Annotated in this window: 10 protein-coding genes; all 10 read left to right on the top strand. The window is 40.3% G+C overall.

Features of this window, described 5'->3' with window-relative positions; genetic code table 11:
• Positions 1–216: 216 nt before the first annotated feature.
• Entirely contained in the window at positions 217–2,991 is a 2,775-nt protein-coding gene (locus HQ43_RS08205; protein ID WP_036792058.1) for an AAA domain-containing protein, read from the top strand.
• Between the two features lie 591 nt (positions 2,992–3,582).
• A complete protein-coding gene (locus HQ43_RS08210) occupies positions 3,583–4,695 on the top strand; it encodes a TlpA disulfide reductase family protein (RefSeq protein ID WP_036792061.1) in 1,113 nt (370 codons plus the stop codon).
• Positions 4,696–5,732: 1,037 nt separating this feature from the next.
• Complete coding sequence (locus HQ43_RS08215) at positions 5,733–8,489, top strand: TonB-dependent receptor (RefSeq protein ID WP_036792064.1); 2,757 nt, start codon at positions 5,733–5,735, stop codon at positions 8,487–8,489.
• A gap of 43 nt (positions 8,490–8,532) precedes the next feature.
• Complete coding sequence (locus tag HQ43_RS08220) at positions 8,533–9,981, top strand: DUF4876 domain-containing protein (protein WP_036792067.1); 1,449 nt, start codon at positions 8,533–8,535, stop codon at positions 9,979–9,981.
• Between the two features lie 88 nt (positions 9,982–10,069).
• A complete protein-coding gene (locus HQ43_RS08225) occupies positions 10,070–11,659 on the top strand; it encodes a DUF6850 family outer membrane beta-barrel protein (RefSeq protein ID WP_036792070.1) in 1,590 nt (529 codons plus the stop codon).
• A gap of 69 nt (positions 11,660–11,728) precedes the next feature.
• Entirely contained in the window at positions 11,729–12,619 is an 891-nt protein-coding gene (locus tag HQ43_RS08230; RefSeq protein ID WP_036792073.1) for an ABC transporter ATP-binding protein, read from the top strand.
• An 11-nt stretch (positions 12,620–12,630) separates the two neighbouring features.
• On the top strand, positions 12,631–13,311 hold the full coding sequence (locus HQ43_RS08235) for a hypothetical protein (RefSeq protein WP_036792076.1): 681 nt from the start codon (positions 12,631–12,633) through the stop codon (positions 13,309–13,311).
• A 36-nt stretch (positions 13,312–13,347) separates the two neighbouring features.
• A complete protein-coding gene (locus HQ43_RS09555) occupies positions 13,348–14,574 on the top strand; it encodes a DUF4857 domain-containing protein (protein WP_052103160.1) in 1,227 nt (408 codons plus the stop codon).
• A 979-nt stretch (positions 14,575–15,553) separates the two neighbouring features.
• Entirely contained in the window at positions 15,554–17,161 is a 1,608-nt protein-coding gene (locus HQ43_RS08245) for a hypothetical protein (protein WP_036792078.1), read from the top strand.
• Between the two features lie 87 nt (positions 17,162–17,248).
• Positions 17,249–17,410 (top strand): hypothetical protein, encoded by a 162-nt coding sequence (locus HQ43_RS09940; RefSeq protein WP_161785900.1) that lies wholly within the window; start codon positions 17,249–17,251, stop codon positions 17,408–17,410.
• Positions 17,411–17,417: the final 7 nt, after the last annotated feature.

The following is a 17,417-nucleotide window of genomic DNA, read 5'->3' on the forward strand; positions in this document are numbered from 1 at the left end:
CAGTGTTGTCTACACTCGTTGATATGTACCGTAGAGCTTGGGGGGATTTACTCCTGTTTTCTATCTGGACTTTATTTGATTCAAACTGATCACGTTTCTCTCTTTGTAAATGAAAAAGATATTGTACATTCGTAGGAAAGCGATATTTTAATAAAAGCTTTTAGTGTATTGAAGCTTTTTTGTTTAGAGTATTTATGTCCCCAAAATAGAGATGTCATGATAGATACTTCAAAGAATCTTATATTTATACATGGAGAGAATAAGACTGCTCAAGTGGAGTGGATCCATGGGAAAGAGAAGTGGTATTATGTCAAGTTTCACGGATCCGATCAGAAGTACAGATATAGCTGTGAGAGTATTCTTTGGTTAAAAGATCCGAGGGGTGTCGATATCAGCGATAGTCGTATTTATATTCGTAACAAGAGAGTTTACGATGTAGAAAAGGTCTTGGTTTTTGTTCATGGATACAGGAATTATTGGCATGTAACACATAAAAACGGCTATAAGCAGATCCTTGTTGATGGCGAGCTGGTTATTAGAGAGTCATGTCTTAAAGATAAACGTTCAAGTGATGTTTTTGAGTACCTGAAGGCGGTAGCTTCAACTAATATTTTAGGTAAAGAAGAGGGTAAGAGCAGTGAAGGAATTCTTGAGAGACATTATGAGAGTATCGGCTTTATAGATAAGGATATTGCTTTGGCTTCTTACTTGAATCCGGGAAGAGGGATAAAGAAGAGTAAGAGTTCAAAACTGATTTTCCCATTTGGGTGTAATGCCAGCCAAAAGAAAGCGGTTGTTTCGGCTTTTGAAAGTCAGATCAGTGTTATTCAGGGGCCTCCGGGTACGGGAAAGACTCAGACAATACTGAACATAATTGCAAATATTGTAGAGAGGGATCAGACGGTATTGGTTGTGTCTAATAATAACTCGGCAATAGCCAATGTTTATGAGAAGTTGAACAAGTTTGGATTTGGGTTCATAGTTGCTCCGTTAGGAAAAAAAGAGAATCGGGATCTGTTCATGGCCAATCAACCTCAGGTTCCGGTAGAAATAAAAGAGTGGAAGTTCAGCCGGTTGGAAGAGCGAATGGTGAAAAATAGGCTTGATTCTACACTATCTAAGCTTGATAAAATCTTTTCTTGGCAAGAAAAACTTGCCATGTCGAAGCAAGAGTTACAGTCCATTGAATTGGAATGGAAACACTTTTGTAGGGAGCAACAGATTGATGAGGGAGTGTTAGAACAACCCTTGAAATCTGTAAAATCGTCACACTTTCTTCGTTTGTGGATACAGTTTCAGGAGTATGAAGCTCATGAAAAATCTCTTTCTCACAACTTCTTGTCCAAGCTATTAGGAGCTTTGAAATGGAGATGGATGAGCTTGGTAGGAAAGTATTTTCTGAAGCTTGATATGCAGTTTGAAAAAGAGAAATTAAGTACAATCATTCCGGAACTACAGAGACTATTTTATATACATAGGATCGCTGAACTGAAAGCAAATATTGTAAGCTTAGAGACATCTCTAAGATCTTACGATGCCAAGAAAGAGGCTGAAGAACTTAATCAGGTTTCATTGCAGCTTTTTAGGGATAAATTGTTCAATAAGTATGAGAAGAAGCCTCGTACTGTCTTTCCTTTTTTATTCTTGGAGGACGATTATGAGTCTCTTTTAGAGCAGTATCCGGTTGTTCTAAGTACAACGTTTTCTTCACGAAACTGTATTGTCGGCGATATTCTGTTTGATTATCTCATAATGGACGAGGCTTCTCAAGTTTCTGTTGAAACCGGAGTTTTAGCCATGTCTTGTGCTAAAAATGCGATAATTGTAGGGGATACATTGCAGTTGCCCAATGTCGTTACAAAAGAGGATAGAATAAAGCTTGATCTTATAGCCAAAGAGTTTGATATTCCGGAAGGATACGATTGTGCTAAGAATAGTTTTTTACACTCTATTTGCAAGATTGTTCCGAATGTTCCTCAGACACTACTTAGAGAACATTATCGTTGTCATCCTCGTATTATCAACTTCTGCAACCAAAAGTTTTATGGTGGAAATCTTTTGATTATGACAGAGGATAGCGACGCTCCGGATACGCTCTGGGCTGTTAAGACATCTTTAGGAAATCATGAACGTAACCATTATAATCAAAGGGAAATAGATGTAATAAAGAGAGAAGTATTACCTGTTTTATCTGATGTTGAAGATATTGGAATTATAGCTCCATATAACGCACAGATTGAGGAGCTGCAACAACAGATTCCGGACGTCGAGTCGGCAACAATTCATAAGTTCCAAGGAAGAGAAAAGGATACTATAATCATGAGTGTTGTAGATGATCAGATCACGGAATTTAGTGATGATCCCAATCTTCTGAATGTGGCCATTTCAAGAGCAAAAGAGAGATTTTGTTTGGTTGTTTCCGGTAATGAACAGGAATTGAAAGGCAATATAAGCGAACTTCTATCTTATATTGAGTACAATAATTTTGCGATAACGGAGAGTAAGATTCACTCTATTTTTGACTATCTGTATAGCCATTATACCCAACAACGTTTGGCTTTTATTAAGAATCATCCAAAGATTTCCAATTATGATTCTGAGAACTTAACATTTGCCTTGATAGATAAAGTCCTCACAGAGAACAGTGAATATAATCACTTGCTTCCGCTTTGTCATGTACCACTATACCGCATCATCAGGGATACGTCTCTTATGGATGAAGAAGAGAAGACTTACTTTTCAAACTATGGTACTCATGTTGATTTTCTCATTATCAATCGTGTCAGCAAAAAGCCGGTTTTGGCTATAGAAACAGATGGATATTTATACCATAATAAGCAGACAGAGCAGTATCAGAGAGACTTGAGAAAAGATCATATACTGGTTTTATATCAGATTCCTCTTTTGCGTTTTTCAACGGTGGGTAGCGATGAAAAGCAAAAACTTATAGAGGCTCTTGACATGGCTCTCGAAAAAACTAATGTGTCCTGAAAAAATTGATAGTATGGGATGAAAAAGAGGAAAATTAGGTGATAAAGCTAAAGAGTTCTTTTGGATCATGCTGTACAATAGAAGTATTGTAATGCCTAAATAGTACCATAAGAAAGAATACAAGAAGAGTCCATATTATTCATGTTATTTGATAGAGTTTTTCCCCACAGTCTGTAGAGTAGAAAAAGACTCCTGTGATCCGGTAGATACAGTCAACTCTTAATATAGGTGTCAAATAAAGAGAACTATTTCTCTTCAAATCCAAGCCGGATAGCGAAAAGGAGATAAGCGAAAAATGGGTTTGAAGTGTGTTGATAGAGGCTCCCTTATGCCTTGAAGCAGAGTCTTATTCTCATGATTTATCATAGCTTTATTCCTTATTGATATTTTGCAGGTATAGTACGTATGCAAATATATGTATTATATATTTAATATTCTTGTTGCTTGTCTTGCTATTCTTTAAGGTCGTGCCGTTTGTTAGCTATTATCCTTATATTTGCGTGATGATACGATCTGTTTATCCTCTAACAGCTAAACTTTTAGAAGCAGATTTACGTGTAAGAAATATAGACAACCTAACACATCTTTTACATGAAGAAGATTTTTTTTGCTGCAAGCATTGCTCTTGCAGTTGTATTGGGGAGTGCATGCTCTCAAAAGACGACCTCCGATAAGTATTTCATAAAGGGTACCATACCCGATGTGGCAGAAGCCAACGGGAAGTATATCTATATGTACGATACTCAAAACAGAATATTGGATAGTGCCAAGATAGAAAACAATTCGTTCAGATTTGAAGGAGAGGTAATTGACAGTATTTCCATTGTTAATATAGAACAAGATCATGGTGGCTTTTTTGCTCCAGCGATATTGGAATCAGGAGAGATCTCGTTGAATCTTGCAGATGTTTCCGGTCGAGGGACACCACTTAACGAGGCTCTTTTTGAGTATTTGTCTAATCTTGAAGAGCTTCAGATTAAGACCATGAAGTATATCGACTCTTTTGACCATGACTCTATCTTTATCGGCAAGAATATTGATAGCCTGCAAGAGGCAAGCATTGTGGCTTATCAGGATGAGGTCATGGATTACTCCGTAAAGATGTTTAAAGAGCATCCTAACGATCCTGTCGGAGCTTATATTTGGAGCCATTGTTCAAGTTTAATCATTGAAAAACCGGAACTAGCCAATAGGTTCATTCCTTTTGCAGGAGATTACGTTAAGAACTATCCGATAGTTAAGGCTCAGATAGAACTGATAGAGAATACAGAAAAAACGAAAGAAGGAAATCTGTTTACCGACTTTTCCGGAAAAGATGCAGATGGGGTATCCAAGATGTTTAGCGAATATGTAGGCAAGGGGCACTATGTTTTAGTGGATTTTTGGGCTTCATGGTGTGCGCCGTGTAGACAGGAAATGCCGAGAATGATGGGGGTCTACAAGAAGTATAAACCTCTTGGACTTGAAATCCTCGGAGTAGTTGTGTGGGACAAGGTAGAGGATCACAAGATCGCTGTAAGAGATATGGAGATCCCTTGGTCACAGATGCTTAGCGAAGAAGCTCCAACTCTTTATGGTGTTCAGGGTATTCCTTATATCATGCTTATAGATCCACAAGGCAAGATTGTAAAGCGCGGACTTCGCGGACAAGCCATTGAGGTGGCTTTGGAAGAGGCTCTGAAGGCAAACGGAGGTAAGCTGTAATAGCTCTTTGATGGTATGCTTCAAACGGATTGGACCGGATGTAGTAGTGAAAACATTGTGATGACGCCAGTCTTGGATAAGGATGAAATGATGTGATTATGACTTTCAAATAGAAGCATACTTCTTATATAAGAAAGGGCTTAAATATAATATCGCTCAAGTGAATTTATTTTCTCTTGAGCGATGTTGTTTTCAGCCCTTTTTAGAAGAGCATTTTTATATATTCCATCCCGAAAAATGCTCACTTTTTTATCCTCTCTCTATTTGCTTCAAAGAGGGTGTTTCCGGAGCATGACCAAACTGTTAAATCGGCCCGGTTTTATTAACATTATTATTGATACCTGTTAAGCGAAAAAGCTAAACGAGGATATTTTGTCGGCTTAACGTGTTTAATTTTTCAATGAACACGTTTAGTGATTTCATTAAACACGTTTACCGGATTCGATTAACGTGTTTAGAATTTTTATTGAATTTTACACCAATTAACGCAAAAACAGCCCCTAAATCCGACCGAGAGGAGAAAAGTTCTCGAATACGATATTTTTATATATTGCTGTTTATGAGTGATTTATGGCTTATTGTTCACTTCTGATCTGTAACAAGGTGTGGAGAGATTCGCATTTTTCGGAGCTTTTTCTGACTTCATTTTTATATAAAAACTCCCTTGAAAAGTCTGCTCAATCAGCCCCCAAAAAAGGAGAATAAATACTATTAAGATTGCTATGGAGATATACTATTTTTATTCCCTATGGCAGGGATTTATCCTGTGCCTATTTATAAATCTGTTCTTTCCGTTTTTCTCTTCCTGTTTCTCTTTTCCTATCTCAGAGATATGTGCCCGCTCATCCCGGAGGAAGAAGTCTTGATCTGTTTTTGTGTTTTTGGGGAAAGACTTTTTCATTGGTAAGGGGATTTGTCTCATGCTTTTTTCTGTTGTCCGATGCGTAAAGGGGATAGTTATATGTAGGTATTTTAGGTCGGATTTTACCTATATGTTGTGATTTTTGACCATGTGAACTCTTTCTAAATTCGCCCTGATGAAAAGTATGTATCTGCTATGGGCTTTTATTCTCGCTTCTGTTGTATGGTGTGGCGTGAGTGTTGCTGCTGAACAAAAAGAGGTAGCAAAGCCTTCCCATATCTTTAAGGCGATCGTCTTGGATGCTGAGACGAAGGCAGCTTTGTCCATGGCAAGGGTGGAGGTTGAGGAGTTGGAGCTGCGTTTAAGAACGGGCTCGGATGGGCGGTTTCAGATACGTCTGTTCCGGCCAAATAAGAGATACACGCTTCGGATATCCTATTTGGGATACAAGTCTCACGAGTCTGTGGTTACGCTTGCCGGTGACAAAGAGGTTACCTTTATGCTTCATCCCTCCTCTTATGCTCTGGAAGGCGTTCAGGTGCAGGGTAGAAGATCCACCAAACAGACAGGTCATACCAAAATCAGTAAGACGGCTCTCGACTATCTGCAGCCGACCGGACTGCAGGATGCTCTCCTTCTCACTCCGGGTGGTCTCGTGCGTAATCCGGGACTTAGGGGCGTTCAGCAGATTCAGATGAGAGAGACAAGAAACTCCGTAAATAGTGCTTTGGGAACGGCTATCGTGTTGGACGATGCTCCTATATCCAATGATGCCAACCTGCAAGGGATGGGAAATCATAATCAAGCCCTGTCCGAAAAAAGTACCATGAACAGAGGGATAGACCTCCGAGAGATATCCATAGACCATATAGAGAGTATAGAAGTGATACAGGGAATCCCCTCCGTGAGGTATGGAAACCTCACCAGCGGAGTGGTTGTCCTGAATACGAAAGTAGGACGAAGCCCTTGGGAGATCAGAGCTCAAGCCGATCCCTATACCAAACTCTTCTCTTTGGGCAAAGGGTATAACCTGAACAGGGAACACAACTTCTACGGAGGAGTGGACTACGCACACTCTTTGGGCAATATCGTCAGTCCCATATCGGGCTATCGCCGTATAACGGCACTTCTTAAACATTCATACTCCGGACGAGGAGAGTGGAAGCCTAATACCTCTTTGTCTTTTGCTTATACGGGTACATTGGATCAGAAGAAGTTTGATCCGGAGATCATGACTTCTCGTGAGATTTATCGTAACACTTACGACCGCTTCACGCTGAACGGACGCTTCTCTCTTCGTCCTCAGACAAATCTTATAGAGCAGATAGAAGGTACTTTGTCTCTTTCTTATACTCACGATTTGGTAGATCAGGAGAGATACATATCGCCTCAAAGCACACTTGTACAGCCTATACTGAAAGAGACCGGAGAGGGTGAAGGGGCTTATCTTCCGCCGACATATTTCTCTGTATTCAAGACAGATGGCAGACCGTTCGAGCTTTTCTCTCAGGTAAGATCCACTCATCGTTTTATGCGTGAGCAGTGGAGTGGTACTCTGATGCTGGGTGCGGAGCTGCGTGTCGAGAAAAACTTCGGCTTGGGAGCAGTCTACGATCCTCTTTTACCTCCTAATCCCGGTTCGTCTTTATCTTCTCGTCCCATCGCATATAGAGATATTCCTGCAAGAGTACCTCTCGCTCTTTTTGCCGAGCAGACGCTTAGACACTATTTCGGAAACGGGTGGAAAGGAGAAGTTCGTGCCGGATTAAGAGCCACTCAAGAGCTAGCTCTCCGGAATACAGACCGCTATCTTTCCGAACGATTTCTGATAGAGCCGAGAGCGCAGATATCCGTTACAGCTCCGGAGATTAAGATTGCAGGCTCGAGCTTTAGAAGCAGTATCTTCGGAGGATATGGGCGTCATTTGAAGATGCCAACCTTAGGATACCTCTATCCAGAAAGGGCATATATGGATTTTGTCGAGGCCAACTACTACCATGAGAAACCGGAAAACAGACTCTTATGGGTGCGTACTTATGTGGTGGATCGCGTCAATAGCTCGCTTCGCCCGAATAGAGAGGATAAGTTTGAACTTGGTGTGAATATGAGTTGGAAGGAGGCAGAGTTGAGCATCAATCTGTTCAGACATCTTACTACTGCCGGATTTGAAAATCGCACACAACTTGCCTATACGCCATACAACAGATACACCTATGACGGTGTAGTGGGAGAGGGAAAGCCCACACTGGATCTTTTCAACAAGGAGAGAATAGATATGACTTCCGGATATTCTACTCCCGACAACAGCGTCAAAGTGCTTAAAAGGGGAGTGGAATACTTGCTTCGTTTCCCCAGAATAGAGAGTCTTAAGACCAACATCACGGTACAAGGTTCATGGTATAAGACTCTCTATGGTAATAGTCTGCCTACCGCTTACAGACCTTCGGAAATATTCAATGGAAGGAGCTACCCTTACGTAGGATTCTATGAAGGGCGAAATGATACGGATACCGAGAGACTTCATACTCTTGTGCGTACAGATACTCACATCCCTTACCTTAAGATGATATTCTCTTGCAATATTCAGACGATTTGGTTTACTGCTCGACAAGATTTGCCTTATGGCGGAATGCCGGTATATTGGGTAGATGAGTATGGAAAACAACACGAGGGAAGTACGCTCGATAAAAACGATCCGTTGCAGAAGCGACTCTTTATCCCGGTACCGAACCATCTGTTTGAACGCTGGACAGAACCTCTCTCTGCTTCTCTTAATCTGAAAATGACGAAAGAGATAGGAAAGAGATTGAAGGTCTCTTTCTATGTAAACAATCTGATCACTTACGATCCGATATACGAGTCTAACCTTAAAACAACACACCAGGCATGGCGTACTCCATTCTTTGGAAGCGAGATCCGGCTACGTCTATAAATGAACTACTAATCTTTTAATCATAAACTGTAAAACAAAATTCATGAAACAGATTAAATTTCTTTTGGTTGCTATGCTGATAGCTTTAGCAACAGTGGGATGTAAGAAAGACCACGAAGAGATTATTTACAAGAATCTTCTTGTTTCTTTTACTCTTCCCGAAAATGTTGAGGGTAATCTTGACAACGTAACACTCAAGTTTGTAAACAAGAGCACAAATCAGGAGATTGTTCTGAATAATCTCAAAAGCAACGAGAAGCAGACGGTAAAACTTCAGCTTGGCAACTATGATATCAGCGCAGAAGGAAGCAAAGATGCTAAACACAAGTATAGTGCAGCCATCGACAACTTCGCTATAACAGAAAAGCTGACAGAACTTTCCATCGATCTTAAAAGAGAGATACCCGAAAATACCGTTGTGGTAAACTTTTCTTTCAGAATGCCTGAAGGGGATAAGAATATCTTGGATAACATCTCGCTTAAAATCCTTAACAAGGATACCGGCAAGGAGATTCTAATAACAGGTATCAAGGGAGATAAGAAGGTAGAAGAGCTAATCCCTTATGGTGTGTACGACATCACGGCAGAGGGTAGCGTTAAAACAACATACACATACACAGCTTTACTTTCCAACGTGGCTATTACTCCGAAGAGTGATAATATCGTAATGGATATGTTGCTTAGCCATACTGGTAGTACATTTGTGATAAGTGAGATATTTTACAGTGGTGCCACAAATAATGAGACAAAGAAGTCTTATAACTTTGCGCACTACCTTATTCTCCGTAACAATTCGGATGTAACTCTATACGCAGATAAGCTGGTTTTTGTAGGGACTGCTTCAAACACTAAGATCTCAAGTGATAAATATCGTGAATATCTGCCTAATGAAGTTGTTGCCGACTTTGCATTCATGATACCGGGAGATGGGACAAAGTATCCTGTGGAACCGGGTAAGGAGATTGTGATCTGTATGGAGGCTAAGAATCATAATGAGATTGCAAGCAATGCTCCGAACTTGTCGAAGAAAGCAAACTTCGAGTGGTTTGAGCCTAATGATCTTTATCAGTTAACAGACAATCCTGATGTTCCTAACATGGAGATCATTTTCAAAACGAGTAGAACTATTACAGCTTTGCACTCAAGAGGCTTTACATCTTACTTTATCTTCAAGTTGAACATGAGCAAGGAAGAGTTGTTTGAGAAGCATGCAAAGATGTTCCCATTCCCTAATCCTACTATTCCTCCCATTAAGAGACCTGTAATTCCTACTTCTTGGATATTGGATGGTGTGGAACTTTTCAACGCTGAAAACGGTATAACAAAAGCATTGCCATCGTCTGTGGATAAGTCTCATACTTTCTGTTCCGAGACAGGTAAAGGATTCACCATACAGCGTAAGACAACAAACAAGGACAATCGCGTTGTATGCGTAGATACCAACGACTCTAAGAATGACTTTGAAAGAGATAAACCATCTTCTCTTCTGTAAGTCGGGATAATCTATTTAACTAACTCATTGAGCTGCCACCTCTTTCCGAATAAAGGGAAGAGGTGGACTTGGCTTAAATAAAAAAGATATGGTATTGCTGAGACTCGTTCATCCAAACAGAAGAATAATATTTCTACTGCTGTCAGTCTTACTGGGAGTTTCATCTGTATCTCAGGTTTCAGGTCAGCAGAGGAGTTCTGCCTCTCTTCCGTCTACTCTTGATTGGACTTGGAGAAGCGATTCTCTGCATTATCTTGTGGGTGAGCAGCTCCGGCTGCCCTCTCTTCTTGTTTTTGCTCCTAAGGGAAAACCATCCGATGTAGGAGTCTCTTATATCTCAAAAAGCTCTTATCCGAGCATCTTATCTTCTATTCCAAAGAGGGAAGATTCTTATCTTCTTTTTGCTCAAGGAGCAAAAGATAGCAGGCTGTTCTCCTTGAGAGGAATGGCACAATTCAGAAAAAAGAGAGAGCAAGAGCTATCGCACAATTTGAGCAATCACTCGGATCGTTTCTATCCATTCATTATAGCGGATACCGTAAGGCAGAATGCAAACTCCGAGATCTATACTCTCTCTTTTGATGCAGGATATAAACTGAATCGTCTTTTTTCTATCGGTCTTTCTGCCGGATACGAAGGAGAGATTCGGTATAGCAGGAAAGATCCGCGAGTTCAAAATCTATCTTCCACCGTTGATGGCGCATCTTCTGTAAGTTTGAATCTTAATCGTTTCGGCATCTTAACGGCAGGAACGGTAATACAAAAGGAGATACAGCAACTCAGTTATAGTGTTCTGGTGCCGCATTCATCCCAGCTCATTTATATCATGAGACCTCTTGGAGAGTACAACTTCAGGTATTCAGGGAAAAATGATAACGGAGCTTACCGCCACAAATACACGGCTCTTTCCGGACGGGGAGCATGGATATTGCCTTCCCGAAATGCTTTGCTCGGGTTCTCTTACCTCCGAACATCTTCCCGTTTAGAGACGAGAGACGCCGGTGTTTATCTCAGTGAACTTAGAGGGCGAAGCATCAGTACCGATTTTCAGGCAGATATTTGGTCTTGGAGCAGATCCCGTCTATCCCTGCACGGAACATACACAACACAAACCAAAGAGGGAGAAGAGAGAATCTACAAGAGGGTTCAGATAGACGAACACAGCTCTTTGACTAAACCGGTATTAGTCGCTTCTCAGCAGAGTTATGCCGAGTCTCAGTATGATCTAACTGCCGGAATCAAGTGGCTGCAACATTTTCAAAACAGCATCTTTTCCACATCACTGGACTACGAGAAACAGCACTTTAATGCTCGTCATCTTAGTGAACCTCTTTTTTCATCCTTTGATAAAAGCAGCCTTTCTCCGGTATTGAGTCTGCGCTGGAAGAACCGGAACGAAACACTATACAGCCATACAATGTTCAGAAGCAGGCATCTTATCTCCGGACAACATGAACAGAAGCTCAATAAAGAGCAGCCCACATATATAATAGAGCGAGATCGTCTGCTCTTTAGGCGTGGAGCGGATGATGCTTATGCTCTTCAACAAGAGTTTCGGCTACCGGTCGGAGCGAAAAAACAAAATGCTGTGGTCTTGGGAGGAACAGTGCAGATTTTGCATTGGAGAGGATTAGGACAGGCTCTTGAAGGAACATGCAACATTGCATATTCATTCTAATTATCCGAAGACTTCCGACACATTTTTGTATTCAAAGTTTATCACTTATTGTGTATTACAATCACTTTTATGTCTAATGTTATTGAGTGTAAGCAGTTGTCTCATGCTTACGGCAAGCGTATCATCTACGAAAATCTCAACTTCTCTGTTCCTCAGGGACGAATCATGGGATTATTGGGAAAGAATGGAACAGGAAAGACGACAACCATAAACATCCTGAACGGTTACCTGAAGCCTCTTTCCGGATCTTGTACCATTTTTGGAGAAGAGTGTCACAGACTTACTCCTGCTACTAAAGCCCGTATAGGACTTTTGATAGAGGGGCACGTTCAGTACAACTTTATGCGTATAGAGCAGTTGGAGCGTTTTTACAGCGCATTCTATCCGGCTTGGAATAGTGAAATATATCATACACTCACTTCCAGACTAAAGGTCAATCCTCGCCAGACCATAGGCTCAATGAGTAACGGTCAGCGTTCTCAAGTGGCCCTTGGTGTAGTATTGGCTCAAGAGCCGGATCTGCTTATCCTTGACGACTTTTCGCTCGGATTGGATCCCGGTTACCGCAGACTCTTTACCGATATACTGAAAGAGTACACAGCCGGAACGCAGAAAACCATCTTTTTGACCTCCCATATCATACAGGATATGGAGAGACTCATAGACGATTGTATCGTAATGGGATATGGAGGTATCATTGTACAGAAGAGTGTAGGCGAGCTTATGGAGAGATTCAGACGCTATACCTTTGAGTGGAACCATGATGATCTGCCACAGCATGAAGCATTGTACCAGCCGTCGAGGCTGTTAAGTAAGCGGGTCGAACTCTTTAGTTTCTTACCCTCCCAAGAGATAGAACAGCTTCTTACTACCCTTTCCGGAGGAGAGAGGGTCATAGTAGAAGAAGAGCGTAACCTCTCATTGGAAGATATCTTCATAGGTCTTACCGGTAAATATTAACACAAAACAAGATGAATCTATTTCGTTCCTTACTCTATAAAGAGTGGATTAAAACCAGGGTAACCACTGTGGTTCTTTTCCTTGCCGCTCTTCTTTTTCTTCTCTATACACTGTACAATTTTCATAGAGCACTGCGCATACAGGATGTTGCTCACTTATGGGGCGTGATGTTGGAGAGGGATGCCATTTTTGTGGATCGTCTCAGATATATTCCGATGATTCTTGGATTTGTTCTTGCCACTGCCCAAATGATTCCGGAAGTACTGCAAAAGAGATTGAAGCTGACACTTCACCTGCCTCTTTCGGACATTAGAAGCACTTACTATATGTTGGCTTATGGAGCAAGTTTTATCTTCTCCTTTGTCTTATTATTGTTTTTGGGATCTGCTATTTCTTACGGAATGTATCTTCCTTCAGAGCTTTTAGGGCGCATTCTCTATTCTCTTATCCCCTGGTGTATGGGTGGTTTTTCTTCCTATTTTCTCACCTCTTGGATCATTCTCGAAGGTAATATGCGTATGAGAGCTATAGCTCTTCTTATTTCTGTGGGGCTTCAGAGTCTCTTCTTTTTGGATACCGCGCCCGAAGCCTACACAATTGGAATGTTGGTTGTGCTTTCATCTATTCTCCTGTTTACGGCTCTTTTGCCTCTCTATGCAGTGTATCGTTTCAGGAGAGGATATGTCTATTAGTGTTCCTGTATCTTTCAAAAAAGACTTAGTATCATCATGAAATATATAAGATTCATACTCATACCTGTTGCCATATTGCTGATGAGCTATTTTTTGCCACTGCTCTATGGTTATCTTTTTACTCGGTCGGATAAAGTCCCATTCGTTCTGTACAGTGAAGTGGAACAGACTTTTGTAAAAACCGAAGTGCAGGACGATAAACTTCTCAGAAGTACCATAGATGGGGCAAAAGAGTACACAGAGGTAGAGTTCGACAGCATCCTCCCCACTTTTTATGCGAGACAGCTGGTCGCGGATAATCGCTTTCCCGACACACTGCTGGGCAGAAAGATTAACTTCCAGGCTGTCCGAGCCACCAACTTTATTCACAGGTTTTCGCCTAAAGATATAAACAGGACACCTCCAAAAGCCTATCAGCTGATCGAAAGTGCCTCCGGACGTGTCAATCTTAATCCGGCAGAAGATATTTTTGTATTTAGAAATCACAGAATTTGTTTCATCAATGGCAAAACCAATGCTCTTGATGAAGAAAAGAACGAACGCTTCAACTCCGTTTTTCTGAACTCCAATCTCTCTTTTCCTATATATAAGACAGCCGGTAATGGAAACGCTCGAAAGGAGTATGACGAAGGTTATCTCCTGCTCGACTCCAAAGGTTCTCTCTTTCACTTCAAGCAGGTAGAGGGAAAACCCTATTTAGAGCAGATTGCCACAGAGAACCTTTCTGCTCCGATTCTATATATGGAGCTGTGCGGATTCACAGACCGTTCCAAGCTCGCCTACATCTATACCGAAGATGGCGCACTCTACTTCTTGAAGCATCAGCCATACTCGTTTCAGAAGGTGGATCTACCCAAACTCAAACACACCCAAGAAGGCTGGATGGCAATAGGGAATATGTTCTACACTACTTATCGTATTCAGCAAAACGATGGCGTCTCCTTTATTGCCATAGAGACCGAAAGTGGCAATCAGGTGGCGAGTCATACGATCAAGTTTGAGACGGACAGGGTAGAGCAGATCGGCAAAATCCTTTTTCCTTTTCGTCTTACTTTCTCTTCGGGAGAGAGTACACGTATCTATCCGAGAGGCGAACTCGGCAATCTTTACACCCTTGCACTCTCTCTTGTCCTGGCTCTGATATATTTCATCCGGTATAGAAAGCGAGTTACCTTACCACTCTTAGCCCTATCTTCCGCCTTGATTCTATTATCCGGAATTTATGGCTTCATGGCATTGATATTATTGGGAAAGAGATCTTAAATTTTCTTTATCGGATTACTCTTTAGTGGTTCACAAGGAACTCTCAAAAAGGAGTGTTTCCGGAAAGTCATCGGTCAAGAAAAATTATTCTTTCTTGACCGATGACTTTTTTATTAGAAGAGAATAATGAAAAAGGAAAACATCGTCTCTCAATTCATTTTTATACATTCCGTCTCTTCTTCATCCCTTTTTCTATTTTGCTCGGAGGGGGTGTTTTCAGAGCATGAGCGAACTGTTAAATCTATCTCGTTTTATTAACATAAATTTCGATGCCTGTTAAGTAAAAACGGTAAACGAGCATATTCTTTCGGCTTAACGTGTTTAATTTTTCAATGAACACGTTTAGTGATTTCATTAAACACGTTTACCGGATTTGATTAACGTGTTTAGAAATTTTATTGATGCTATTGATTATTAGAGAGTTAGCGTTTTTCTCTACAAAAAGAGCATTTTTGTCTTAGATTTTGCATTAGTTTTTATTTACATTTGAATAGCTTTAATTTTTGCTTTGTTAACTCAGGAGAGAGCGATCAGACGCCCAAAGAAAAAATTTTTCTCAAGTTTTGAATTTTCTGTATTACTCTTATTATGAGTCTGTTATCCTATATCTTCCCCTTTTGCATCTTTCTAAAGAGAGTGTGGGGTGATTTATTCCGGAAAATTCTAAAGCCTCATTTTTATATATTCCATACCACAAACACTCTCTTTTTGACCTCCTCTTTATTTCAAATTTATTGTCATTATTTTTGCTTTACAGAGGAGAAAATATGTAAGAGAAAAGTTTGGATTGAGAAAGATATAAATAGAAGAAAACCTCTTGAATGAGTTGATATTTTTTTTATTTTTGCTTTTGTTGAGTGCTTATGGATTCTCTACTTTTTTCTTTTGGATACCTCTAACTATTATGAAAGGCAGAAATAAGGGAAGAAGGTAGAAGAGTTCAGAGTTTTTTTCAAAAACGTATTAAATATCCACCTTTATGGAAACACCTAAACATAGCAGACATATTTTTATATTCCCTTTTCAGTGGGACTATATAGACCACCCTTCCGGCAAAAAGAAGAATACATCGTATGGTAAACGAACCGATTTGGATGCTTTTGACCGACTATTTACAAAGGTCAGTCCTTTGAAACGACGCTATTTTGAGATAGGTCTTTCCGCAGAGCATTATAGCGAGTATGTTTATTTTCACCCATTTGCTCGAAAAGCACTCTACGGTACCAAAGAAAATAGATCGATCTATTTTTATGAATTGGAGGTTGATGGAGGACGTTACTGTATAGATATAAATACGGGTTCTTTGTCTGTAACCTATGAGTTAAGACTTGAAAGTGTCTCTCTTCATGCTTTTAATACGGGTGTCGGTGTTATTTCTTTCTCTCTGTACAATGATAAATATGTTGAGGAGGAAGATGTTTTACGTATAAACGATTTTGGACGTCGTCTCTATCCTCAGTTTATGGCTTCGGATGATCGCTTAAAAGCAAAAACAACTTTCTTGGCAAACTCTATCTCCGGAAGTATTGGAGATATGAGCTTTTATGATGACTTCAGTCAGTTTGAACAGCTCATAAATCATACCGATATATTTTTACCTCCGGATCATATTCGTCAGGTTTTTGGTTATAAGCCAACGGATAAACTCGGAGATGACCGGTGTAAGTTTGTCTTTAGAAATAGCGATGAAGAGACAGGGCGAATTAGAATATCTCCGGTCATGGATGACAGGATGTATTTTTTAAGCTGTTTTTATAGTAGAGAACTAGCTGAGAGTTTAAAAGAAAGTGAAAGGAATTTTTCAAGAGAAGAAAAAATACAAGGGGGACTATGCTTTTTGCCGGAGATGGGATATGCATACGAAGTTGGAAAGAAAAGAGATTTCTGGTATCGCTATCTGTTCGGAGACGGACTCTTTAAGGGGGTAGCAAGTGATCGTCTGCAGTTGGAAGAGATCAAAAGATGCTCTTATGAGAGATGGATAGAGGCTGGTACCCTGATTGGTATTACGAGAGATTCTGCTGTATACACCATAGGTTGGGATGTTATAGAAGGACATTTTATGAGTATGTACTATCAGATGGCTATTTTGTGTTTGGTACAGCGTGCTTCTGTCCTAAGATTTAGCGGTGAGATATCCTATCTTACAAGTCAGATTCGTAGGGGAAAGAGGAAAGCCGGTAGCAATATCAAGGAGCTTTATGAAAACTATATTCGTTTTTTGAATGAACTCTATTTCCGAGAGGTTACATCGCAGATACAAGGTATGGAGATGTATGAGATGTTCCAAAAAAATATGAATATAGAGCGTGATACTAAAGCTTTAGAAGGTGAAATGACAGAGCTGTTTGGTTATCTGGACATAGATGAACAGAGTAAGCTCAATAGAATTGCCAATCTGTATCTGCCTTTAGGGCTATTAACAGGAGTTTTGGGAATAAATACATTTGCAAAGGGAGGAATCTTTTCTGAATTCCTTGGTAGTGACTTATACATCCAATGGCATGCAGGAGATATTGTAACACTTCTTGTTATGGCTTTGTGCCTATTTGTCCCTATTCGATATTACTTAACTCATAAAAAATAAAAAGCTATGAATGTTATTTGTTGTGTATGCTGTTGTGTTGCTATTTTAGCAATAGCTTCTGTCGCAATTGTTTGGATTGACAGATGTATGAAACTAAAGATCCGAAAAGAAGAGCTGGAGCATGAGGAAAAGATTGATAAATTTCGTCAGGATGCGATCTTAAATAATCATGCCGATTGGCAGAGAGTAATACAATCTGTACTAAAGTCCAATGAGGAAATCATTAAGTCTTGCAGAGATAAGCACTGAGAGTAAT

This window comes from Porphyromonas canoris (genome assembly GCF_000769115.1).
Classification (GTDB): Bacteria; Bacteroidota; Bacteroidia; order Bacteroidales; family Porphyromonadaceae; genus Porphyromonas_A; species Porphyromonas_A canoris.